Source organism: [Clostridium] clostridioforme AGR2157 (assembly GCF_000424325.1).
Lineage (GTDB): Bacteria > Bacillota > Clostridia > Lachnospirales > Lachnospiraceae > Enterocloster > Enterocloster clostridioformis_A.
This window is the reverse complement of sequence record NZ_KE384165.1, coordinates 43,052-66,163: the sequence shown is the minus strand read 5'-3', so window position 1 is coordinate 66,163 and position 23,112 is coordinate 43,052. Positions and strand designations below refer to the sequence as shown.

Annotated in this window: 27 protein-coding genes and 3 pseudogenes; 24 read left to right on the top strand and 6 right to left on the bottom strand. The window is 51.9% G+C overall.

Translation table 11 applies throughout. From position 1 onward, the window contains the following. The first annotated feature begins 2 nt into the window (after positions 1-2). The 11 genes from G614_RS0126040 (at position 3) to dhaM (ending at position 9,763) form a co-directional block, all read left to right on the top strand. Positions 3-668: a thioredoxin family protein gene (locus G614_RS0126040; protein ID WP_027644203.1), complete on the top strand. Its 666-nt coding sequence runs from the start codon at positions 3-5 to the stop codon at positions 666-668. Between the two features lie 256 nt (positions 669-924). After that, positions 925-1,494: a glycerol-3-phosphate responsive antiterminator gene (locus G614_RS0126035; RefSeq protein WP_027644202.1), complete on the top strand. Its 570-nt coding sequence runs from the start codon at positions 925-927 to the stop codon at positions 1,492-1,494. A gap of 100 nt (positions 1,495-1,594) precedes the next feature. Then, entirely contained in the window at positions 1,595-3,091 is a 1,497-nt protein-coding gene (gene glpK / locus G614_RS0126030) for a glycerol kinase GlpK (protein WP_027644201.1), read from the top strand. Positions 3,092-3,196: 105 nt separating this feature from the next. Then, positions 3,197-3,910 carry an MIP/aquaporin family protein gene (locus G614_RS0126025; RefSeq protein ID WP_027644200.1) on the top strand — a complete coding sequence of 238 codons (714 nt, stop codon included), beginning with the start codon at positions 3,197-3,199 and terminating at the stop codon, positions 3,908-3,910. A 242-nt stretch (positions 3,911-4,152) separates the two neighbouring features. Continuing rightward, positions 4,153-5,592 carry an NAD(P)/FAD-dependent oxidoreductase gene (locus G614_RS0126015; protein WP_027644198.1) on the top strand — a complete coding sequence of 480 codons (1,440 nt, stop codon included), beginning with the start codon at positions 4,153-4,155 and terminating at the stop codon, positions 5,590-5,592. Positions 5,593-5,609: 17 nt separating this feature from the next. After that, entirely contained in the window at positions 5,610-6,875 is a 1,266-nt protein-coding gene (locus tag G614_RS0126010; RefSeq protein ID WP_027644197.1) for an NAD(P)/FAD-dependent oxidoreductase, read from the top strand. A gap of 3 nt (positions 6,876-6,878) precedes the next feature. Next, positions 6,879-7,238: a DUF1667 domain-containing protein gene (locus G614_RS0126005; RefSeq protein WP_027644196.1), complete on the top strand. Its 360-nt coding sequence runs from the start codon at positions 6,879-6,881 to the stop codon at positions 7,236-7,238. Between the two features lie 169 nt (positions 7,239-7,407). Further along, positions 7,408-7,599 carry a hypothetical protein gene (locus tag G614_RS0126000; RefSeq protein WP_027644195.1) on the top strand — a complete coding sequence of 64 codons (192 nt, stop codon included), beginning with the start codon at positions 7,408-7,410 and terminating at the stop codon, positions 7,597-7,599. 52 nt (positions 7,600-7,651) lie between these two features. After that, complete coding sequence (gene dhaK, locus G614_RS0125995) at positions 7,652-8,638, top strand: dihydroxyacetone kinase subunit DhaK (RefSeq protein WP_027644194.1); 987 nt, start codon at positions 7,652-7,654, stop codon at positions 8,636-8,638. Positions 8,639-8,691: 53 nt separating this feature from the next. Further along, the gene (dhaL, locus tag G614_RS0125990; RefSeq protein ID WP_027644193.1) at positions 8,692-9,315 is read left to right on the top strand and encodes a dihydroxyacetone kinase subunit DhaL; all 624 of its coding nucleotides are present in this window, start codon (positions 8,692-8,694) and stop codon (positions 9,313-9,315) included. A gap of 67 nt (positions 9,316-9,382) precedes the next feature. After that, entirely contained in the window at positions 9,383-9,763 is a 381-nt protein-coding gene (gene dhaM, locus G614_RS0125985; protein ID WP_027644192.1) for a dihydroxyacetone kinase phosphoryl donor subunit DhaM, read from the top strand. 38 nt (positions 9,764-9,801) lie between these two features. Here dhaM and G614_RS0125980 read toward each other — a convergent pair whose 3' ends face one another. Beyond that, the gene (locus G614_RS0125980) at positions 9,802-10,152 is read right to left on the bottom strand and encodes a NusG domain II-containing protein (protein ID WP_027644191.1); all 351 of its coding nucleotides are present in this window, start codon (positions 10,150-10,152) and stop codon (positions 9,802-9,804) included. Continuing rightward, entirely contained in the window at positions 10,149-10,655 is a 507-nt protein-coding gene (locus tag G614_RS0125975; protein WP_027644190.1) for a hypothetical protein, read from the bottom strand. The genes G614_RS0125980 and G614_RS0125975 overlap by 4 nt, the downstream gene beginning before the upstream one ends. Before the next feature lie 270 nt (positions 10,656-10,925). Between G614_RS0125975 and G614_RS0125970 the strand changes: the two genes are divergently transcribed. The 4 genes from G614_RS0125970 (at position 10,926) to G614_RS31645 (ending at position 13,790) form a co-directional block, all read left to right on the top strand. Next, entirely contained in the window at positions 10,926-11,516 is a 591-nt protein-coding gene (locus G614_RS0125970; protein WP_027644189.1) for a Gx transporter family protein, read from the top strand. A gap of 58 nt (positions 11,517-11,574) precedes the next feature. After that, a complete protein-coding gene (galT, locus tag G614_RS0125965) occupies positions 11,575-13,158 on the top strand; it encodes a UDP-glucose--hexose-1-phosphate uridylyltransferase (RefSeq protein WP_027644188.1) in 1,584 nt (527 codons plus the stop codon). 132 nt (positions 13,159-13,290) lie between these two features. Beyond that, the gene (locus G614_RS0125960; RefSeq protein WP_027644187.1) at positions 13,291-13,623 is read left to right on the top strand and encodes a cupin domain-containing protein; all 333 of its coding nucleotides are present in this window, start codon (positions 13,291-13,293) and stop codon (positions 13,621-13,623) included. After that, complete coding sequence (locus tag G614_RS31645) at positions 13,557-13,790, top strand: hypothetical protein (protein ID WP_162142795.1); 234 nt, start codon at positions 13,557-13,559, stop codon at positions 13,788-13,790. Before G614_RS0125960 ends, G614_RS31645 begins: the two co-directional genes overlap by 67 nt. Here G614_RS31645 and G614_RS0125950 read toward each other — a convergent pair. After that, entirely contained in the window at positions 13,787-14,308 is a 522-nt protein-coding gene (locus tag G614_RS0125950; RefSeq protein ID WP_027644186.1) for an ECF transporter S component, read from the bottom strand. The genes G614_RS31645 and G614_RS0125950 overlap by 4 nt on opposite strands. A gap of 194 nt (positions 14,309-14,502) precedes the next feature. Next, positions 14,503-15,101 (bottom strand): annotated as a pseudogene (locus tag G614_RS34865) (HAD family hydrolase). Between G614_RS34865 and G614_RS0125940 the strand changes: the two are divergent. Further along, a pseudogene (locus G614_RS0125940) lies at positions 15,077-15,442 on the top strand (AEC family transporter); the annotation flags it as partial. The pseudogenes G614_RS34865 and G614_RS0125940 sit on opposite strands and share 25 nt — an antisense overlap. 51 nt (positions 15,443-15,493) lie before the next feature. Here G614_RS0125940 and G614_RS0125935 read toward each other — a convergent pair. Continuing rightward, positions 15,494-16,507: an asparaginase gene (locus G614_RS0125935; protein WP_027644184.1), complete on the bottom strand. Its 1,014-nt coding sequence runs from the start codon at positions 16,505-16,507 to the stop codon at positions 15,494-15,496. A gap of 233 nt (positions 16,508-16,740) precedes the next feature. Here G614_RS0125935 and G614_RS0125930 point away from each other — a divergent pair, with 233 nt between their 5' ends. The 8 genes and pseudogenes from G614_RS0125930 (at position 16,741) to ilvC (ending at position 22,061) form a co-directional block, all read left to right on the top strand. Further along, positions 16,741-17,193, top strand: coding sequence for an NfeD family protein (locus G614_RS0125930; RefSeq protein WP_027644183.1), 453 nt, complete (start codon positions 16,741-16,743; stop codon positions 17,191-17,193). A gap of 21 nt (positions 17,194-17,214) precedes the next feature. Next, positions 17,215-18,165, top strand: a complete 951-nt coding sequence (locus G614_RS0125925) for an SPFH domain-containing protein (protein ID WP_027644182.1) — start codon at positions 17,215-17,217, stop codon at positions 18,163-18,165. A gap of 37 nt (positions 18,166-18,202) precedes the next feature. Next, positions 18,203-18,316, top strand: a pseudogene (locus G614_RS31640) (MATE family efflux transporter); the annotation flags it as partial. 99 nt (positions 18,317-18,415) lie between these two features. Beyond that, positions 18,416-18,598 carry an HPr family phosphocarrier protein gene (locus G614_RS0125915; RefSeq protein WP_027644181.1) on the top strand — a complete coding sequence of 61 codons (183 nt, stop codon included), beginning with the start codon at positions 18,416-18,418 and terminating at the stop codon, positions 18,596-18,598. Positions 18,599-18,775: 177 nt separating this feature from the next. Next, positions 18,776-19,609 (top strand): NAD(+) diphosphatase, encoded by an 834-nt coding sequence (nudC, locus tag G614_RS0125910; protein ID WP_027644180.1) that lies wholly within the window; start codon positions 18,776-18,778, stop codon positions 19,607-19,609. Positions 19,610-19,640: 31 nt separating this feature from the next. Continuing rightward, complete coding sequence (locus G614_RS0125905) at positions 19,641-20,309, top strand: HAD family hydrolase (protein WP_027644179.1); 669 nt, start codon at positions 19,641-19,643, stop codon at positions 20,307-20,309. Between the two features lie 125 nt (positions 20,310-20,434). Further along, positions 20,435-20,938, top strand: a complete 504-nt coding sequence (ilvN, locus tag G614_RS0125900; protein ID WP_002569358.1) for an acetolactate synthase small subunit — start codon at positions 20,435-20,437, stop codon at positions 20,936-20,938. 112 nt (positions 20,939-21,050) lie between these two features. After that, the gene (gene ilvC, locus G614_RS0125895; RefSeq protein ID WP_027644178.1) at positions 21,051-22,061 is read left to right on the top strand and encodes a ketol-acid reductoisomerase; all 1,011 of its coding nucleotides are present in this window, start codon (positions 21,051-21,053) and stop codon (positions 22,059-22,061) included. 117 nt (positions 22,062-22,178) lie between these two features. On the opposite strand, the gene G614_RS0125890 is transcribed toward ilvC, so the two are convergent. Further along, entirely contained in the window at positions 22,179-23,060 is an 882-nt protein-coding gene (locus tag G614_RS0125890) for a LysR family transcriptional regulator (protein WP_027644177.1), read from the bottom strand. Positions 23,061-23,112 lie beyond the last annotated feature (52 nt).

Here is a 23,112-nt window from a genome sequence, read left to right as displayed (position 1 = left end):
AGGTGGATGTTACGATTGATTTGAATACGATTCCAGGAGAAAGCAGCCTGGTGGACCAGGGACTTAAGGAGCAGCTGGCCGGTATCTTTGGCAGGATGGAGAAAAGGGTGACAATCAGGGCTGTGGTGGACCTGTCCGGGGAAAAGGACAGGGAGATGGCCTCCTTTCTCAGGGCAATCGTTTCTGTAAGCCCTAACCTGGAGCTGGAGTTATACGGGCCGGATGAGGCGGACCAGGTGCTGGAACTGAATACGGCGTGGCTGCCGGTAACAGGACTGTATAAGGACGGGGCCTATGGGCGGGCTGCTTTTCACGGGGTGCCCGGAGGCAGGGAAATCAACTCCTTTGTGCTGGCTGTCTATAACCTGGCAGGGCCGGGACAGGAGGTGCCAAAGGGTACCAGAAAGAAGATTGAGCGGCTGGATAAGAGGACGAATATAAAGATATGCGTGTCCCTTGCGTGCCATCACTGTCCTTTGGTAGTGACAGCCTGCCAGCAGATTGCGTTCCTGAATCCGAATATTGAGGCTGAGATGATTGACGCGGCCCTTTACGATGACCTGGTGGCCAAATATGATATTAAACGGGTGCCTATGATGATCATAAATGACAGCAGGATTGTGATGGGGAGCAAGACCATAGATGAAATCGTCACTTTGTTAAAATAATAACTAAAAAATGGTAAAACAGTGTTGAAAAGTTGTTGAATATTAATGAAAAAAGTGCTCAAATTGATTAGAAATTGTATATTATGCAAGAAAAGAAAATCCTCTATTGAATTTGTATGTGCAATGTGCTATATTGGAAACAGATGAAAACAGGCGAATAAAGTTGCTGAGATGATGAGAGCATAGTGAAACGACAGAAATGTTGATTTAAAACTATGCTCTTTTTAGTGGTGAAATTATGTGAGGGGGGATACCGATGGATCAGAAATTATATGACCTGATTGAAGTGAATCCGGTCATAGCGGCAGTGAAGGACATGGAGGGTCTTGACGCCTGCTGCAAAAGAGATGAGATTAAGGTGGTGTTCATCCTCTTTGGGGATATCTGCAATATCAGCGCCATTGTCAAACAGATTAAAGAGTCAGACAAAGTAGCCATGGTACATATTGACCTGATAACAGGGCTCAGCAGCAAAGAGGTTGCAGTGGATTTTATCAGGAATAATACCAGCGCGGACGGAATAATCTCTACAAAGCCGGCCCTGATAAAGCGGGCCAGGGAGCTGTCCCTGTATACCACGCTGAGGGTTTTTGTATTGGATTCCATGGCGTTTGAAAACATCGAGAAACAGATGAGCGTGGCCAGGCCAGACATCATAGAGATACTTCCGGGACTCATGCCCAAGGTGATACGCAGGGTATGCAGACTGGTGAAGGTGCCTGTCATAGCGGGGGGACTTATATCAGACAAGGAAGACGTGATGGCAGCCCTGTCAGCCGGGGCCATATCCGTATCGACAACGAATCAGAAGGTATGGCTGATGTAAATTGGGAAACTTAAGTCCGCTCTCCTGGGGAAGGAGAATGGGTTTATGTATAAATGATACATATGGTATGTATCAGAACAACAAAAAAGGAGGGTTTTTTATGGCAAAGTATGTAATGGCACTGGATTCGGGAACGACAAGCAACAGGTGTATCCTGTTCAATGAAAAGGGGGAAATGTGCAGTGTTGCACAGAAGGAATTTACTCAGTATTTCCCGAAGCCAGGTTGGGTGGAGCACGATGCCAATGAAATCTGGTCCACACAGTTAGGCGTTGCAGTGGAGGCTATGTCCAAAATCGGGGCTACCGCAGATGACATCGCGGCCATCGGAATCACCAACCAGCGTGAGACCACCATTGTATGGGATAAGGAGACTGGGGAGCCCGTATACCATGCAATCGTGTGGCAGTGCCGCAGGACCTCCGAGTACTGCGATACACTGAAGGAGAAAGGATTGGTCGATACCTTCCGTGCCAAGACAGGGCTTGTGATTGACGCTTATTTCTCAGGAACAAAACTGAGATGGATACTGGAAAATGTGGAAGGAGTCAGGGAACGCGCAGAAAAAGGGGAGCTGCTGTTCGGAACAGTGGAGACATGGCTGATCTGGAAGCTGACCAAAGGCAGAGTACATGTAACCGATTATTCCAACGCATCACGCACCATGCTGTTCAACATCAACACACTGCAGTGGGATGATGAGATCCTGGCCGAGTTAAACATTCCGAAGTGCATGCTTCCGGAAGCAAAACCATCCAGTTTCGTATACGGTGAATCTGACCCGCAGTTCTTTGGCGGCCCAATCCCCATCGGAGGGGCGGCAGGCGACCAGCAGGCAGCGCTTTTCGGCCAGACCTGTTTCAATGCGGGCGAGGCAAAGAATACATACGGAACCGGCTGCTTCTTGCTGATGAACACAGGAGAGAAGCCGGTATTCTCCAAGAACGGACTGGTTACCACCATTGCATGGGGACTGGACGGCAAAGTGAATTATGCTCTGGAAGGTTCCATCTTCGTTGCCGGCGCCGCTATCCAGTGGCTGAGGGACGAGATGAGAATTATAGATTCCTCACCGGATTCCGAGTACATGGCTAAGAAGGTAAAGGACACCAACGGATGTTATGTGGTTCCTGCGTTCACAGGACTGGGCGCACCTCACTGGGATCAGTACGCCAGAGGCACTATCGTGGGCATTACCCGCGGCGTCAACAAATATCACATTATCCGCGCCACATTGGATTCCCTGTGCTATCAGACCAACGATGTGCTCCAGGCCATGAAGGCGGATTCCGGCATTGAGCTGTCAGCCCTTAAGGTGGACGGCGGAGCAAGTGCAAACAACTATCTGATGCAGACCCAGGCAGACATTATCAATGCTCCGGTGAACCGTCCTCAGTGCGTGGAGACCACCGCCATGGGCGCTGCCTATCTGGCAGGTCTGGCAGTTGGATACTGGGCTGACAAGGAAGAAGTTATCAAGAACTGGGCCATTGACCGCACCTTTACTCCGGAGATTTCAGAGGAGAAGAGGACTGAGATGGTGACCGGCTGGAACAAGGCCGTGAAATGCTCTTATGGATGGGCAAAAGAAGATTAATCAGATATGGGTATGAAACAGTGTGATTCGGCAAGGCTGCCCGGCGTCCGGCGCCTCTTTGGCACCGGGGCCGGGGCCATGCCATACAGATAAGGGGGTTATTATATGTTACCATATATTGCAGAGTTTTTGGGGACCATGATACTGATCATCTTAGGTGACGGCGTTGTAGCAAACGTGACGCTCAATAAATCAGGCATGAAGGGGGCTGGTTCCATCCAGATTACCTTTGCATGGGGCTTTGCGGTTATGCTGCCAGCGTTCATCTTCGGCGCCGCATCCGGCGCGCATTTCAATCCGGCACTTACCATTGCCCTGGCAGTGGATGGAAGCATGGCATGGGGACTTGTTCCCGGATACATTGTTGCACAGTTCGCAGGTGCTTTTGTGGGCGCTGTCATTGTGTACCTTCTGTTCAAGGACCAGTATGACGCAACCGAGTCAGAGGCAACCAAGCTGGGAACCTTCTGTACAGGACCATCCGTTCCTAACATGGGACGCAACATTTTAAGCGAGGTAGTTGGCACATTCGTACTTGTATTTGCAATCAAAGGCATCGGCCAGGTATCCGGCATTGCTCCAGGCGTGGATAAACTGCTTGTATTCGGAATCATCGTATCAATCGGTATGTCTCTGGGGGGTCTGACCGGTTATGCCATCAATCCTGCACGTGACCTTGGACCACGTCTTGCACATGCTGTCCTGCCAATTAAGGGTAAAGGCGATTCCAACTGGGGCTATGCGCCGGTTGTCATCATCGGACCGGTTGTGGGCGCAGTAGCGGCAGTGTTATTGTATCAGGCAATTCCGTGGATGTAACATATAGTATTAACAGAATATTGATTGCGTGAGAACAGAGTGGAGCAAATGGGTGTGGAAACACGCCTTGTTTGCTCCGCTTTTTTTTAACCCTTCGGGGCTGAATGTTGGCCGCCCGGGCTGGCTGTTTTTAAACCGGGCCGGCGGTTTTAAAATAAAGACCGGCCCGGTGAGGGCGGCGGCAGGAAGATGCCGGGAGGATTCGGTATTTTCACAAAAAAAGAAGGAAGGGAACAAAACATATGTATGACGTAATAATAATCGGGGCCGGCGTGTCCGGCGCTGCATCTGCCAGGGAGCTGTCACGGTATAAGGTGAATGCCTGTGTCCTGGAACGGGAGGAGGATGTGTGCTGCGGTACTTCCAAGGCTAACAGTGCCATTGTCCATGCCGGATATGACGCGGCGGAAGGCTCGCTTATGGCCAGGCTGAATGTGGAAGGAAACCAGATCATGCCTGAACTGGCAAAGGAGCTGGATTTTCCCTTTAATCCCTGCGGTTCCTTTGTGGTATGTCTGGATGAGGAGTCTCTGCCGGACCTGAAAGCTCTGTATGAGCGGGGGGTTAAGAACGGTGTAAAGGATTTGGAAATCATCACGGATAAGGCAAGAATAAAAGAAATGGAGCCCAATCTGGCAGATGAGGTGGCAGGTGTTCTCTATGCACCTACGGCAGGCATCGTATGTCCCTTTAATCTAAACATTGCGTTGGCGGAAAATGCCTATACCAACGGCGTGGACTTTAAATTTAACACTGAGGTGACGGATATCCGCAGGATAGAGGGCGGATGGGCGCTGGAAACAAACCAGGGCGTGTATGAGACCCGCTATGTGGTCAATGCGGCAGGAGTCCATGCCGACAAGTTCCACAACATGGTCAGCGGGACAAAGATACACATAACCCCCAGAAGGGGAGACTACTGCCTGCTGGATAAGAGCGCCGGAAATCATGTGAGCCGCACCATATTCGCCCTTCCGGGAAAGTATGGAAAAGGCGTCCTGGTCTCCCCTACGGTCCATGGCAACCTGATTGTAGGGCCCACGGCTATTGATATTGAGGATAAGGAGGCCACGGCTACCACCAGGGAGGGACTGGACGAATTGATTGCAAAAGCAGGGATGAATGTAAAGGACCTTCCCATGCGTCAGGTCATCACATCCTTTGCGGGACTCAGGGCCCATGAGGATCACCATGAGTTCATCATAAAGGAGCTGGAGGACGCGTCTGGATTCGTAGACTGCGCGGGAATTGAGTCTCCGGGTCTTACCAGCTGTCCTGCCATTGGAAGAATGGTGGCGGGAATCCTTAAGGAAAGGCTGGGACTGGAGCCCAATCCGCAGTTTAACGGCAGCCGCAAGGGAATTCTGGACCCGGATACACTTACAAAAGAGGAGCAGGCAGAGCTGATCAAGCAGAATCCTGCTTACGGCAATATCATCTGCCGCTGCGAGATGGTCACGGAGGGAGAAATCCTGGATGCCATCCACAGGCCCCTGGGGGCGCGTTCCCTGGACGGCATCAAGCGCAGGACCAGGGCGGGAATGGGCCGCTGCCAGGCAGGGTTCTGCACCCCCAGGTCCATGGAACTGCTTCACCGTGAGCTGGGACTTCCCATGACGGAGATTACAAAGGCCGGCGGGGATTCGAAGCTTGTAGTGGGAACTAATAAGGACAGAATATAGAAAGGGGCGCGCGCAAGATGAGGGAATATGATATTGTCATAATCGGGGGCGGTCCTGCGGGTCTCGCTGCAGCTGTAGCGGCCAGGGATAACGGGATAGAGAGCATCCTGATCCTGGAACGCGATAAGGAACTGGGAGGCATATTAAACCAGTGCATCCACAATGGATTCGGCCTCCATACATTCAAGGAGGAGCTGACAGGCCCGGAGTACGCTGCCAGGTTTGAAAAACAGGTGTATGAGAGGAATATAGAATATAAGTTAAACACCATGGTTATGGATATCAGCCATGACAAGGTGGTCACAGCCATGAACAGGGTAGAGGGACTGTTTGAGATACAGGCCAAGGCTGTCATACTGGCCATGGGATGCAGGGAGCGTTCCAGAGGGGCGCTCAACATACCGGGCTACCGGCCGGCGGGCATCTACTGCGCGGGTACGGCCCAGCGTCTGGTGAACATGGAGGGCTTCATGCCGGGGCGGGAAGTGGTTATCCTGGGATCCGGCGACATCGGCCTTATCATGGCCAGGCGTATGACATTAGAGGGCGCCAAGGTGAAGGTGGTGGCAGAGCTGATGCCTTATTCCGGAGGACTGAAACGTAATATCGTACAGTGTCTGGATGATTACGGCATACCGCTGAAGCTGAGCCATACCGTGGTTGACATACGGGGAAAGGAGCGGCTGGAGGGAATCACCCTGGCTGCTGTGGATGAGAAGGGTAAGCCTATACCGGGAACCGAGGAGGATTATACCTGTGACACTCTGCTTCTCTCCGTGGGACTGATTCCTGAGAATGAGCTGTCTAACGGAATGGGCGTGGAATTGAACCGTGTCACATCAGGGCCGGTGGTGAACGAAAGCCTGGAAACCAATATCGAAGGCGTATTTGCCTGCGGCAACGTGCTCCATGTTCATGATTTGGTGGATTTCGTATCAGAGGAGGCAGCGGCAGCGGGTAAGAACGCAGCCAGATATGTGAAGGACGGCAGGCGCTCCGGGTCAGGACAGGAGATTGAGTTAAGAGCCGTGGACGGGGTACGCTATACGGTTCCCTGCACCATCCATCCGGACCGCATGGAGGATACACAAATCGTACGTTTCCGTGTTGGAAATGTTTATAAAAACTGCTACATCGGCGTATACTTTGATGATGAGCAGGTAATGCACAGGAAACGTCCGGTCATGGCGCCGGGAGAGATGGAGGAGATAAAGCTCCAGAAGGAAAAATTGATGTTGCATCCCGGTATTAAGAAGATTACAATAAAGGTAGAGGAGGCATAGACCATGGAAAAGAGAGAACTTATCTGTATCGGTTGTCCTATGGGGTGTCCTCTGACCGTTGAACTGGAAAACGGGGAAATCAAGACCATCACAGGGTACACATGCAAGAAGGGCGAGACATATGCGCGCAAGGAAGTGACCAATCCGACCCGAATCGTCACCTCCACTGTGAGGGTGGAAGGCGGACGGGCTGACATGGTATCTGTCAAGACCAGGGAAGATATACCCAAGGATAAGATATTCCAGTGTGTAAAGGCCTTAAAGGGCGTAACCGTCAAGGCTCCCATCCACATCGGAGATGTGGTCGTGGCAGACGTGGCCGGCACGGGAGTTGATATAGTGGCCACCAAGGAAGTACTATAGTCGTGTGCTCCTGGCTGAGAGATGGGACAGAAATATGGTTTCCATCTGAATCAGCAGGGGCGCGCCGGTCAGTCGGCAGCTGCCATAAGGCGGCGGCCGGCTTACTGTAGTTTGATGGATGGCGGACCGGCAGAATGGGGCGCCGTCCGAAGAAGAAGGAGGGCTCTAAATGGAGAAGAAACTGGACATCAATAACATGAACGGAATTACCGGGGAAGAGGATAAGACCTGCGGACTCAATGACATGAACTGCCTGGAAGGGAAGGAGGATAAGACCTGCGGACTTAACGACATGAACTGTGTTGAGGAGGACGGGGACAAGACCTGCGGACTTAACGACATGAACTGTCTGGGCGAGTAACAGGATACCCGCATTTGGTGCAGCCTATTAAATAGAAGGGGGTTTACGCAATATGAAGAAATTTATCAACGATGTGGCGCTGGTAGAGGATCAGATGATACAGGGTATGGTTAAGGCGTATCCGGGTTATCTGAGAAAGCTGGACTGCGGCAATGTGGTGGTCAGAGCCAATAAGAAGGAAGGAAAGGTGGCCCTGATCAGCGGAGGAGGAAGCGGGCATGAACCGGCTCACGGCGGATATGTGGGATGCGGCATGCTGGATGCGGCTGTGGCCGGCGCAGTGTTCACATCCCCTACCCCGGACCAGATTTATGAGGGAATCAAGGCCATTGCCACGGATGCAGGCGTGCTCATGGTAGTCAAGAACTATACCGGCGATGTGATGAATTTTGAGATGGCCGCTGAGATGGCTGAGATGGAAGGCATTACCGTGAAGTATGTGGTGACCAATGACGACGTGGCGGTGAAGGACAGTCTGTACACAGTGGGACGCAGAGGTGTGGCCGGAACCGTGTTTGTACATAAGATCGCAGGCGCCATGGCAGAGACAGGCGCTTCCTTGGCTGAGGTCCATGCAGTGGCGCAGAAGGTAATCGACAATGTGCGGACCATGGGAGCAGCCATTGCACCATGTACGGTTCCCGCGGCAGGCAAGCCGGGATTCGAACTGTCAGATGATGAGATGGAAGTGGGAATCGGGATCCATGGTGAGCCGGGAACCCACAGGGAGTCCATGAAGACTGCGGACCAGGTGGCGGATATGCTTCTGGCACAGATACTGGGAGACATTGACTATGAGGGCCGCGAGGTAGCTGTGATGATCAACGGAGCAGGTGCAACGCCTCTCATGGAGCTTTTTATCATCAATAACAGGGTTTCGGATGTGTTGGCTGAAAAGGGAATCAAGGTTTATAAGACCTTTGTGGGAGAGTACATGACTTCCATCGAGATGCAGGGATTCTCCATCTCTCTTCTGCGGCTGGATGACCAGCTGAGGGAGCTTTTGGATGCTCCGGCGGATACGCCGGCCTGGAAGTAACAGGCATTTATGAGGTCATAGAAAAAATAGATTGAAATGAAAGGTGGGTCATCATGGCAGACAGTAAAAAGGTATTGGAGATCATCAAGGCAATCGGTCTGAAAATGGAGGCCGAGAAGGAGTATCTCACAGAGCTGGACCAGCCGATTGGAGACAGTGACCATGGCATTAATATGGCGCGGGGATTTGCAGCGGTGGAGGGAAAGCTTCCTGACCTGGAGGGAAAGGATATAGGGACCATTCTGAAGACAGTGGGCATGACATTGGTATCCACTGTGGGAGGCGCTTCCGGCCCCCTGTACGGTTCGGCCTATATGAAGGCGGGCATGGCCCTGGCAGGAAAGGAAGAGATGGATATGGCTGATTTCCTGTCAATGATGGATACGGCTGTACAGGCAGTGGAGCAAAGAGGAAAGGCCACTGTGGAGGAAGCCACCATGCTGGATGCCATGGTACCTTCCCTGAAAGCCATGAAGGACGTGGCGGCAGAGGGAAAGAGCGCCAGGGAAGTGCTGGAGGCCGGAGTCAGGGCAGCCTGGGCAGGCGCAGAGCACACCAAGGACCTGGCAGCGACCAAAGGCCGGGCCAGCTATGTGGGAGAGAGGGGACTGGGGCATCAGGATCCGGGAGCCACCTCTTATTCCTATATGCTGGAAGTCATTGCGGGGCTGGTATAGAGACAGATACCGGATACAAATATCGGCATAGAGGTACCGTGTCCGGCTGAAAGGAGCAGTAATACATATGGTAGGATTGGTGATTGTGTCTCACAGTGAAAATCTGGCAAAAAGTGTGGTGGAGCTGACCTCCATCATGGCGCCCGGCGCAAGAATCGCGCCGGCCGGAGGCATGGACGACGGCGGCTTTGGAACCAGCTTTGAGAAGATACAGGCAGCCATAGAGTCTGTATATTCCGATGACGGGGTTCTTGTTCTGGTGGATTTGGGAAGCGCTGTCATGACCACGGAGATGGTCATTGAGATGTTCGAGGGAAAGAAGGTGGAGATGGTGGATTGTCCTCTGGTGGAGGGCGCCGTGGTTGCCACCATTGATTCCGCGGGCGGAATGAGCTTTGATGATATCAAGACAGCTCTGGCCGGAGTGGGTAAGACTAAGAAGTTTTAGAGCATAGAATGAAGAAATAAATATAACAGGCGGGGGATTTATTCCCCGCCTGTTATGGTTACAATCATCTGATTGGGAAGGCACACAATGGTGTCGCTGTTTAAATGCTTTTTTCCCTGGTGGACACAGACCTTATCAGGGCAGCTGGCCTCACTGCACCAGATTTCACCGTCCTTTACAATCAGGTGGTTGGTGCCGCCGTTGGAGGAGGTAACCGTTATCTCCGTATCCTTGCTGAGATCCAGTGTTTCCACTACGGTTCCGTTCGCAGACACCTGGGCAATGGCTGCCGGTGTGCGGCGGATATAGTGGCTGATGCTAAAGGCAGCAGCCGCGATCAATAGAATGGCAGCAGCCAGAATCACGTCTCGTTTCTGTAATATGTTCATTTGATTTCCGCCTGACGCAGACATTCCTCCACTCCGTTTATAAATGGATATACGTTGATGCTGACTGAGGCCACGGCGTCAGTGGTGTATCCGTCGTCACCAGCCAGACCGGCCAGACGCTGGTGTTCTATCAGATACCGGCATACGCTGTCTGATTGGGCTTTCCATATAGGCCCATCCGGCGTCATAATATATTGGCCTTCCATGGAAAGCTTCTGTTTGCTTTCCCCGTCACTGTTAAAGGAATCCCAGATACAGGATACGATGATACCATCGGATACTGTCAGGGTGGTTCTGTCCCGGAAACCGTTTGAGTCTGGTTCCGGAGCTTCATAGGTATAGATTCCGTCGGCCAGAGGCACCTCAGGGCGGGCCGTGGTCACAGGTCCTCTTAAGGCCTTATACAAAGGGTCTGATACAGCAATTACCGCTAAGGACAACGCTGCCATGACAGCAATGCCAATCAAACTTCTGGCATAGGAACTGATGGTATTTCTCTTCATGAAAAACACTCCTTTAAAAAATATAGTAGTATGCGCCGGAGCGGAATATATGCGGACGGCGCTGGGTTGGGATATATTGTTTATTTTATCACAATACGCCACTGCATACAATGAGTTTTCACACAAGCAGCGGTGATAATTCATTCGTGTCCATTTTCAAACGATCTAAGGCGCTATGGAAGATTTGGGTCATGCATGGTATACTATATGCGTGTTGAGGACAGAGCACAGGGAAAGGATGAAAAGCCGCGATGAAGACTGGAGGATCACATGCCGAATCAGAAAAAGACAGTCACAGAATCATATAAAAAATCAGCTGTAACGGTAAATAAAGGCCCGGGTACAAAACCAGCCCCAAGGACCTCAGCCAGAAATGCAGCCCTTTTTGGGATCCTGACAGCCCTGGCCCTGGTGCTGGGATACGTGGAGTCATTGGTGCCGGTATATCTGGGAGCACCCGGGGTAAAGCTGGGTCTGGCTAATCTGGTGACCATGGTGGGACTGTACTGCATGGGAACAAAAGAGACAGCTCTTATCAGCGTGGTGCGCATACTCTTATCAGGCATTCTGTTTGGACCGCCTTCGGCCATCCTGTTTGGCCTGGCAGGGACTGCCCTGAGCCTTACCGTCATGGCCCTGTGCAAGCGGTTCAGGCTGTTCGGAATGGTGGGAGTCAGCATACTGGGAGGAGTGGCCCATAATATCGGACAGTTTCTGATGGCGGCTTTTGTGGTGAATACATTTGGGGTATTTTCCTACCTGCCGGTGCTGTTGACAGCAGGCTGTGCGGCGGGAGCACTGATTGGCCTTCTGGGAGGAATTCTGGTGGGACGGGTGAACCGTTTATTCCGCGCCTTTTAATGAAATCAGGATATAAAAGTAAAAAAGTGCATTGTGGTTACGGGGTGTGAGGGATATAATGGAAGAAAACAGCGGCATGTGGCTGCGCTTAGATGGAAGAGTGTACAGGGAGGATATTTCTATGGTTTATGAAGCGGTTAAGGGATTGGTACAGTACGGTCTGGATAAGGGTCTCATATCTGAGGTGGACGCTATCTATGCCAGGAACCAAATCCTGGATGTGATGGGAATGGACGAGTATGAAGAACCCCAGGGGCCGGTGGAGAGCGGGGATTTGGAGGCCATTTTAAAGGAGCTTCTGGACTGTGCTGCAGGCACGGGCGTGCTTAAGGAGGACAGCGTGGTTTATCGGGACCTTCTTGACACAAAGCTGATGAACTGTTTGATGCCAAGGCCGGGCGAGGTGGTGAAGGAATTCTGGAAACGCTATGAGGAGTCCCCTGAGAAAGCAACGGACTGGTATTATGGCTTTAGCCAGGATTCCGATTATATCCGCCGTTACCGCATTGCAAGGGATATGAAGTGGACCACGGATACCCGCTACGGTACTTTGGATATTACGGTAAACCTGTCCAAACCGGAAAAGGATCCAAAGGCCATTGCTGCGGCTAAGCTGGCTAAGCAGAGCGGCTATCCCAAATGCCAGCTGTGCATGGAGAACGTGGGATATGCAGGGCGGACCAACCATCCGGCCCGGAATAACCACAGAATCATTCCCATTACCATCAATAACAGTCAGTGGGGATTCCAGTATTCCCCATATGTGTACTATAATGAGCACTGCATCGTGTTTAACGGACAGCACGTGCCTATGAAAATTGATAAGGCGGCATTCAGAAAGCTGTTTGACTTTATCAAGCAGTTCCCCCATTATTTCCTGGGTTCCAATGCAGACCTTCCCATTGTGGGAGGATCCATCCTGAGCCATGACCATTTCCAGGGGGGACATTATACCTTTGCCATGGCAAAAGCGCCCATAGAGAAACACTTTTCCATAAAAGGGTATGAGGACGTGGAGGCGGGAATCGTATTCTGGCCTATGTCCGTGCTGCGGCTTCGGGCAGCTGATCCGGACAGGCTGATTGAACTGGGGGATGTTGTGCTGGGAGCATGGAGAGGCTATACGGATGAGGATGCGTTTATCTTTGCCGAGACAGACGGAGAACCTCATAACACCATTACGCCCATTGCCAGGAAGGTTGGGGATACCTTTGAACTGGATTTGGTGCTGCGCAATAATATTACCACAGAGGAATTCCCGCTGGGCGTATACCATCCCCATCAGGAGCTGCATCACATAAAGAAAGAGAACATTGGTCTGATTGAGGTCATGGGACTGGCTGTGCTGCCTTCCAGGCTTAAGACGGAACTGGCAATGCTGGGAGAGTACATGGTGGATGGCAGGGATATACGAAGGGATGAGGTCCTTAAGAAACACGCTGACTGGGTGGAGGAATTCCTGCCCGGATATCAGGAAAAGGGCATCCTGGTGACGAGGGATAATGTATGGCCCATTCTGCAGGAGGAAGTGGGAAAGGTGTTTGCACGGGTTCTGGAGGATGCAGGCGTCTATAAATGCGATGAGAGGGGACGGAGGGCATTTGCAAGATTCCTCCACTGCGTGGGATTTGAAGAGGCGTAATCAGCCTGGCCGGGAGATACATTTTCAGGTGCATAAAACAACGAGGCAGGGACTAGCCGCGGCCCCGCGGTCTTGGTATAATGGAGAATATACTGCGGATGACCGCAGTGAATGATGGAAGGAGACAGTGACATGCTGGATGAAAGATGGGTGTTTCATGAGAATGCGGAGCCGGTTCAGGCGGGGCCTGGGGTTGTCAGGAGGGTTCTGGCTTACAGTAAGGATTTGATGTGTGTGGAGAATACCTTTGAGGAGGGAGCTGTGGGCAGTCTTCATCATCATCCCCATTCCCAGATTACATATGTGGTCAGCGGAGAATTCGAGTTTAATATAGACGGTGAGAAAAAAACAGTGAGGGCAGGGGATACCATGCTAAAGCTGGACGGCGTGGAGCACGGATGCATGTGCAGGAAGGCCGGAATCCTTCTGGATATCTTTCAACCCATGCGGGAGGATTTTGTATAGTTGCCATTGGCATCCGGGTAACCATAGTGGAGGCCCTTCCCGGGCTGCTGACAAACCTGGATAAGGAGCTTGCCATGGAGTGCGATGATGTGCTGGCTGAGACAGCGCCCTATAAGCGCCATCCCATTTATGGAGAGACCGTGGCTGAAATGTTGGACTCGCTCTAAGCCTTTAATGCCATGGAAAGAGGCTTTTGGAGGACCGGATACAGGGCGCTGGAGATAATCAGGCCGCTGATTCCCTGGATGATGTTGCTGGGAACGCTGGCCAGGGCAGCCCCTAATCCGTACAGAAAGATTTCGCACAGGCAGTATCCTCCGGCCACCAGAATAATGTCAATCACACCGCAGCCGGCTACGGCAGCGTACGGACTCATTCCTCTGGCCCTTAAACTGCGGCAGACACGGCTTGCCGAGAATGCCACCAGGCCCTTGATGACAAAGGTAATGGGGACATAGATGAAATAACCTCCCAGCAGGTCTGCCATGCAGGAGCCGATGCCGGCTGCCAGGAATGCGGATACCGGGTCCAGAAACACGCCGCAGAGAATCACGATGGCGTCGCCTGGGTGGATGTATCCGCCTGTACCGGGGGTGGGGATGCGGATGGACATGGTGGCCACGCAGGCCAGTGCCGCGAAGAGTGCGGACAACACCAGTTTTTTAGCAGTGAAACGTTCCGTCATAGGGATACCTCCTTAAGTTGAAGTGCTTAAATGCTGATACCTACTATAGCGGAAAGGTGGACTGAGTGAAATATCCAGTTAGATAATATTTGACCAGTCCAGACTGGCGCTGCTGAGGGGGAAATCTGATTCGGGGCGGTGAATCATTTAAGGCGGTAAATCATTCAAAGCGGCAAAAGATTCAAACCAGAGCATCATTCAAGCCAGCGTATCATGGCAGCCGGCTCCTCAAAACGGTGGGTGGATGAGATACCATCAGGACAGTGGCAGCCCCACAAAGCCAGGCAGGAGTCAACTCCGGCCCGGGAAGCGCACTGCATGTCGTAGATGCTGTCCCCGATGTAGAGAATCTGCTGAGGACAGACCCCGGTGCGTTCCATATATTCAAGCATGGGTTCCGGGTCCGGTTTGTGGCGGACTGTGTCATCGGCCGTTATGACGGTCTGAAAATATTCGGATATCTGAAAGGGAAGGAAGCTGCAGGTGTACTGGGGCATTGTCTTGGAGGTGATGATGCCCAGGCCGCAGCCCTTTTTTTTAGGAAATCCAACAGGGGTACAATGCCCTCATACAGATAGGCAGTGTACTGATACTCCTGTTCATACTGCTCCCACCGGGGATAAATCCGGAATATCTGGTCGGGGGAATGTATACCCAGACGTTCAAATGCATCCAGCCCCGGTATGCCCAGAACCGGCAGAAGCCGGCTTATATCCCAGTGTTCCCCGGTTATATCCCTGAGGGCTCTCTGGAGTCCGTGGAGCACGGCAAAAAACCGTGTCCAGCCTGGCAGGAGTGGCCACGCCTCTGGGCCTGATGGCCATGGGTGCGTCCTTTGACCTCAGACAGGCATCACAGGGGGTCAGGGCGGCTTTGGGTGCCAGCGCCGTAAAGCTGGTACTCCTCTGCGCCATATTCCTTCCGGCCGCGGTGTACCTGGGGTTTCGGCAGCAGCAGCTGGTGGCGATTCTCGTGATGCTGGGGTCTGCCACAACAGTCAGCTGCTTTGTAATGGCGCGGAACATGGGACATGAAGGCGTGCTGAGCTCCAGTGTGGTGGCAATCACGACCTGCGGCAGTGCCTTTACCCTGACGCTGTGGCTGGACCTCATCCGTACCCTGGGCCTGATATAGGAATGGGACGAGTCCCGGTGTGCCAGGGGATAAAGGATTACTGCTAGGATATTAATTTTCACTCCATTTCCAGAGTATGTCCCGGTTCACGGTCTCGTAGAACATCATGCGTATCTGGGCCGGGTCCTTTGTCTGACCAAGTATCCACATGATTTTAGTGACCACTGCCTCCAGGGTCATGTCATAGGCTTCCAGAAGGCCGAATTCCTGTTTGATGCTCCGGCCCACCTCGTAGACGGACATGTCGCTGCCCTCGTTGGTGACCTGGGTTGTCATGATGACGGTCTTTCCAAGACCTGTCCACCGGGCGATGGCGCCGTGGTAATCCCCGTCCTGGTAGGAAGGCAGGCCGCCCACTCCAAAGGATTCTATGATGACGGCATCGTAATGCTCCGCCATATAATCTAACAGGGAAGCGTCCATGGAAGGAATCAGCTTCATGAGCCCCACCTCCCCGTCCATTTGGCGGTAGAAGCAGACCTGCTTTTTGTCCCTGTCCTTGTCGTCCAGATAGAATATAATCTGACCGTCCTGGATGATGGCCACATAAGGAAAGTTGATGCTGGAAAATGCGTGATAGCTTTTTGTCCACTCTTTCTTTCCCCTGGTGCCCGCGATGACCTTGCCGTCAAAGACAATGTTTACGTCGTGGGCGCCGGGACAGGAGGCAAAGAGAAGGCTGTCGGCCAGGTTGGTCCTGGCGTCCGTATTTTCCATGTCAATGGGCTTCTGGGCCCCGGTGATGATGATTGGCTTTGGCGAATGCTGAATCAGGTAGGACAGGGCCGCGGCCGTATAAGCCATGGTGTCCGTGCCGTGGGTGATGACAAAGCCGTCGTATTGGCCGTAGTTTTCCTCGATTGCCTTTTCAATGGCCAGCCAGTGGCAGGGCTGTATGTTGGTGCTGTCTATGTTCATCAGCTGGATGGAATGGATTTCACAGTAGCTTTGGCTGTCAGGCACATAGGACAGGACTTCATCCGATGTAATGACGGGCTTAAGCCCCTTATCGGTGCGCTTGCAGGCAATGGTGCCGCCTGTTCCCAGTAAGAGTATGCGTTTCATGTTGTGCCCCCTAATCAAGTGTATTTTGTTTATGTTAAGTATAACCTGTTTGCAAAAACATATAATAACAGCAGCGGCGTCCTTAACTGCCGCATAACCTTTCGCACTGCTTACAATTATATTAAGAATATGATAAATTTACAATCACTTGATTGATTTTAAGTCTGACTATGATACAATAAGAATAGGTAACCAATTTTCTCCATATTCTGTGCAGATGAAAGGAGATTTACATGTCCCTTATTTGGCTTATCACATTTGTGGTTTTTCTGGTAGTGGAAGGAGTTACCACATCCCTGACCAGCATCTGGTTTGCCGGGGGTTCCCTGGCGGCGCTGGTGGTGCAGGTGTGTGGAGGCGGTCTGTATCCCCAGCTGGCAGTGTTTGTGGCAGTGTCCTTCGTGTTGTTTCTCATGGTCCGTCCCTTTGCTTACAAGTACCTGTACGGCAAGCGGACAAAAACCAATGTTGACAGTCTTACAGGCCGTAAGGCCGTGGTCAAGGACCGTATTGATAATGTGGCAGGTACAGGGACTGCCATCCTGGCCGGTGAGATCTGGCTTGCCAGGGCGGCAGAGGAGGGTAATACCTTTGAAGCGGGTGATGTAGTGGTTATATCCGCTGTCAGCGGGGCAAAGCTGCTGGTAGCCGCGGCGAAGCAGGAACATGAGGTGGAAAAAGCATAAAGAAACACAAGGAGGATTCATATGTTTGGAGCAATCGGAGGATTCATCACGTTCATCATCATTGCAGTCATTATTTTATTCATTCTGTCCACCTGTATCAGAATCGTGCCCCAGGCTCAGGCGCTGGTGGTGGAGCGGCTGGGTGCCTACCTTGGCACATACAGCGTGGGCATTCATTTCCTGGTTCCCTTCATCGACCGTGTGGCTAAGAAGGTGAACCTGAAGGAGCAGGTTGAGGACTTCGCGCCCCAGCCTGTTATCACTAAGGATAACGTAACCATGCAGATTGATACGGTGGTATTCTTCTACATCACGGACCCGAAGCTGTATGCCTACGGTGTGGAGCGCCCGCTGCTTGCCATTGAGAACCTGACAGCCACCACCCTGCGTAATATCATCGGTGACCTGGAGCTGGACGAAACACTGACCTCCAGGGAAACCATCAATGCCAAGATGCAGGAGTCGCTGGATATTGCCACGGACCCATGGGGCATCAAAGTGACCAGGGTAGAGCTTAAGAACATCATTCCTCCGGCAGCCATCCAGGAGGCCATGGAGAAACAGATGAAGGCAGAGCGCGAGCGCCGTGAATCCATCCTGAGGGCTGAGGGCGAGAAGAAGTCCATGATTCTGGTGGCGGAAGGCAACAAGGAATCAGCAGTTCTGAACGCGGAGGCTGAGAAGGAAGCAGCCATTTTAAAGGCGGAGGCTGAGAAGGAAAAGAAGATTAAGGAGGCCCAGGGACAGGCAGAGGCCATCCGTTCCGTACAGCAGGCTACGGCAGACGGTATCCGCTTCATCAAAGAGGCAGGGGCTGACAATGCAGTCCTTCAGCTTAAGAGCCTGGAGGCGTTCCAGGCAGCCGCCAACGGAAAGGCCAATAAGATTATCATTCCTTCGGATATCCAGGGAATTGCCGGTCTGGCCAAATCCATAGCTGAGGTAGCCGCAAAAGATGAGGCCGCAGAATAAAATCCAGTGGACAAAAGCAGGTCCGTGATATAAGATATTTCCCATATTGTTTGGAACGTTTTTCCAGCAGCTGTATAATACGGCGGATGCCATGGTGGTGGGCCGCTTTGTGGGAAAGCAGGCCCTGGCCGCAGTAGGAGGAAGCACCAGTCAGGCGCTGGAAGCTTAAGCCACTTAAAAAACGGTTCGGCGTGTATAAGCCTTTCTGATATGGGAAGACTTTCTGTATAAAATGACAGGAGGTGCCTATATGACCACAAAGGAAGTCGTGTTTGATTCGGTAGAGGATGTAAAAAGGTTTGTCCAGCAGAGCGAGAAGCAGCCGGAAGATATTGATGTGTGCTGCGGCAGCTGCATAGTGGACGGAAAGTCCATACTGGGAATTCTCAGCCTGGGGATTCATAAAGAATTGAATGTTGTGATTCATGACTGAGAGGTGAAAAGGACGTTCCGGATATAAGGGCGTCCTTTTTCCATGGTATTTCCTTCTTCGCTGATTTGAAAGGAAGGTTTTACAATGAACCGTTCCTGTGATACAATAGACACTAAATATATTTTTACAGGCTGGACGTTTAGGATTAACAGACCGTAAAGGACGGAGGCTAAATGCATGATTCAGGATATTGCACCGCATACATATGACCCTGTATTCAGGAGGAAGAAACCGGAAGACAGGGATTACCTGCTTCACTACGAATATAATAAGGTAATGCTTCTCAAAAGCGAAAAGGGGAGTGCGATTCCCAACTTCGGGGAGCTGAGGGAAGAAGGAGATTTTTCGGCACAGGCACAGTACCTGTTTTCCATTGATGACAGGGCCTATTACTGTGTGACGGACATGACAGTGCCGGAATTCGGCGGTTTTTACATGGAGCCTCTGACTGTGTTCCGGAATTTTGAACCCCTTCACCAGGCGTTTGCGGGGATAACGGGCAGCCAGCTCTACCGGTGGATGCAGAGCAGGCGGTTTTGCGGCTGCTGCGGCGCGAAGACAGAACCCAGCGTCAGGGAGCGCGCCCTTGTCTGTCCATCCTGTGGGCAGACGGAATACCCTAAAATCAGTCCGGCTGTCATCGTGGCCATTACCAACGGGGACAAGCTGTTAATGTCGCGCTATGCCAGAGGCGCTTACCGAAACTATGCGCTGATTGCCGGGTTTGTGGAAATAGGAGAGACCTTTGAGGACTGCGTTCGCAGAGAGGTCATGGAGGAAGTGGGCCTTAGAGTGAAGAACATCCGCTACTATAAAAGCCAGCCCTGGGCATTTTCAGATACGGAGATGGTGGGATTTACGGCGGAGCTGGATGGGGATGACACCATATGCCTGGAGGAAGAGGAGCTGTGCGAGGCCGGCTGGTTTACACGGGATGAAATCGTGGAATACGGCCCTTATATCAGTGTGGGACACGAGATGATGAAGGCGTTTAAGGACGGGAAGATATAGCAGGCAGCCACATATAAAAGGAGAAGTGACCATGAACCGTAAGGATTATATTTTATTTGACTTGGATGGAACCCTGACAGACCCTAAGGAGGGAATAACCAAATCAGTACAGTATGCACTGGAGCATTTCGGGATACAGACAGAAGATCTGGACAGTCTGACGCCTTTCATAGGGCCGCCTCTGAAGGACAGCTATAAGAAGTATTACGGCTTTTCCGATGAGCAGGCATGGGAGGGGGTGCAGGTATACCGGGAGTATTTCAGCGTACGGGGCTGGGTTCAGAACAAGGAGTATCCCGGCATAAAGGAAATGCTGGAAGCCCTGAAGGAAGCAGGGAGGGTGCTGTTGGTGGCCACCTCCAAGCCGGAGGAGTTTGCCAAGAAGATACTGGAGCACTTTGACATGGCGGAGTATTTTGATTTCATCGGCGGTGCCGATATGGGGGAAACGCGGGTGCGCAAGGCGGATGTAATCCGCTATGTGCTGGAACAGTGCGGCCTGGAGTCGGACGATGAGACAATCGGACGCTGTGTGATGGTAGGAGACAGGGAGCACGATGTCCTGGGGGCCAGGGAGTGCGGCATGGAATGCGTGGGCGTACTCTACGGATATGGAGACCGCCAGGAGATGGATGCGTGCAGACCTGCCTGGATTGCGGGGACAGTGAAGGAATTGAGGGAGTTGCTTCTGTCACTATAACTTGAACTCATAATAACCATTCCTATTATGCAATTGACAAATAGAACAATGGTTGCTATGATTGAAATTATTATTAAGAAGGCAGCTGCTTTTGCACTTGCCATCAACTGAGAGGGTGGGATTAGATGGACGACAGAATCGTGTTATCGCTGCTTGTGGACAATACTGCAGGTGTGCTGGCCCGTGTAGCAGGGCTGTTCAGCCGCCGCGGATACAATATTGAGAGCCTGACTGTAGGTGTCACCGCTGACCCGCGGTACTCCAGGATGACTGTGGTTTCCCTGGGAGACCAGACCGTCCTGGAACAGATTAAGAACCAGCTCAATAAGCTGGAGGATGTAAGGGATATCAAGGAACTGCAGCCGGACCGTTCCGTATACAGGGAACTGATGATGGTGAAGGTGCGTGCCAATGCCAGTGACCGCCAGTCCGTCAGCGCCATATCCAGTATCTTCCGCGCCACCATTGTGGATGTGGGAAAGGATTCACTGACAGTCATGCTGACAGGGGACCAGTCCAAGCTGGATGCGCTTATTAACCTGCTGGAGGATTATGAAATCCTGGAGCTGGCCCGCACAGGCCTTACAGGACTGGAAAGAGGCGCAGAGGATATAAGGATGCTTCCATAAAACAGAGGCTTAAGGGGGCGGCCAAAGGCGGACAGAGAGTCGTCGGTTTTGTTGCCTTAAACATATATCATTTAAGATTTAAGTTCAAAGGAATTGAAGGAGGAAAAAAGCAATGCCAAAGATTTATTATCAGGAAGACTGTAATTTGTCATTACTGGAGGGCAAGACCATTGCAGTGATCGGTTACGGCAGCCAGGGACATGCACATGCTTTAAACTTAAAGGAGTCAGGATGCAGCGTAATTGTAGGCCTGTATGAGGGCAGCCGTTCCTGGAAGAAAGCCGAGGAGCAGGGTTTCGAGGTATATACAGCGGCTGAGGCATCCAAAAAAGCAGATGTCGTCATGATTCTGATCAACGATGAGAAGCAGGCAGCCATGTATAAGGAGTCCATCGCGCCAAACCTGCGCCCGGGAATGATGCTGATGTTTGCCCACGGTTTCGCCATCCACTTCGGACAGATTGTTCCGCCTAAGGATGTGGATGTTACCATGATCGCTCCCAAGGCACCGGGCCATACCGTGAGAAGCGAGTATCAGAGGGGCAGAGGAACCCCATGTCTGGTAGCTGTTTACCAGGATGCCACAGGTAAGGCCATGGATATGGCATTGGCTTATGGACAGGGAATCGGCGGCGCAAGGGCAGGTATCCTGGAGACCACCTTCAGAGTGGAGACCGAGACCGACCTGTTTGGTGAGCAGGCAGTGCTCTGCGGCGGCGTGTGCGCCCTGATGAAGGCCGGATTTGAGACCCTGGTTGAAGCAGGCTATGCTCCTGAGAATGCATACTTTGAGTGTGTGCATGAGATGAAGCTGATTGTGGACCTGATTTACGAGAGCGGTTTTGCGGGCATGCGTTATTCCATTTCCAATACAGCTGAGTACGGCGATTATATCACCGGACCTAAGATTGTAACCGACGAGACCAAGAAGGCCATGAAGAAGATTCTGTCCGATATCCAGGACGGTTCCTTTGCAAAAGAGTGGCTTCTTGAGAACCGGGTTGGCTGCCCGCATTTCAATGCCATGAGGAAGAACGAGGCAGAACAGCCGCTTGAGAAGGTGGGAGCTGAGCTGAGAAAGCTTTACAGCTGGAATGATACGGACAAACTGATTAACAACTAGTGCTACATAATTGTATTCGAGGATATTGGCGGATATAATGAAGAACAGGCGGATGCCCCGGTAGGAAGCTGAGGAATCCGCCTGTTTTATATATGCAGAATACGTACTTTCGGAGTATCAGTACAAAAACTCCAGGAATGTTTTTAAGGCCATGGCCTGGTTGGCAGGGTGATAGGCGAAACCAATGGTCCTGCGGTGAATGGGGATATTCAGGGGAATCTCTACCAGCAGGCCGCTGTCCAGCTCCTTCTGTACCAACTCCTTGATGACACAGGCAATGCCCAGGCCAATCTTGGCAAATTCAATCAGCAGATCCATGGTGGTTACTTCCAGAATCTGATGGGGCCAGATGTTGTTTTCCGCCATGTATTCGTTCACATGGTGGCGGGTCATGTTGCTGGTATCTAAAAGCATGATGTTGCCGGTCTCAAACAGGCTGGTGTCCTGTCCTTCCCTCAGATACAGGTTCTCCAGATAACTGGGAGTGGTGACAAAGGTGTCCTGGATATCCATGACCGGGATAAAGGCCAGGTCACGGCGGACCGAGGGCTCGGCAACCAGACCCAGGTCAATCTTCTGCTGCTCCAGCCGGGCCAGGGTCTGGGCCGTGGCCTGGCTCTCTATGGTGACCTTCATGTGAGGATACTGGTCGATGAAGGTCTTCAGGTAGGGAAGCAGGATATATTTGCACAGTGTGTTGCTCACGCCAATCCTTAAGTGGCCGATGTCAAATTCCTGAATCCGCTTCAGTTCCTGTTCGCCCCGGTCCAGGGCGTCAAATGCCTCCCTGGTATGTTCGAATAAAATTTCACCCTCAGAGGTGAGCTGTACTCCACGGGAGCTTCGGGTAAACAGGGACAGGCCAAGGCTGTCCTCCAGCTTGCTGATGGCCTTGCTGATGGCGGGCTGGCTGATGTAAAGTTCCTTTGCTGCCTTGGATATGTTGCCTGCTTTGGCCACTTCATAAAATATCTTGTATTGGGACAGGTTCTGTTCCATGGAATCCCCCTCCTGCTATATAACATTTTTTCATATATCCCATTCGTATTAT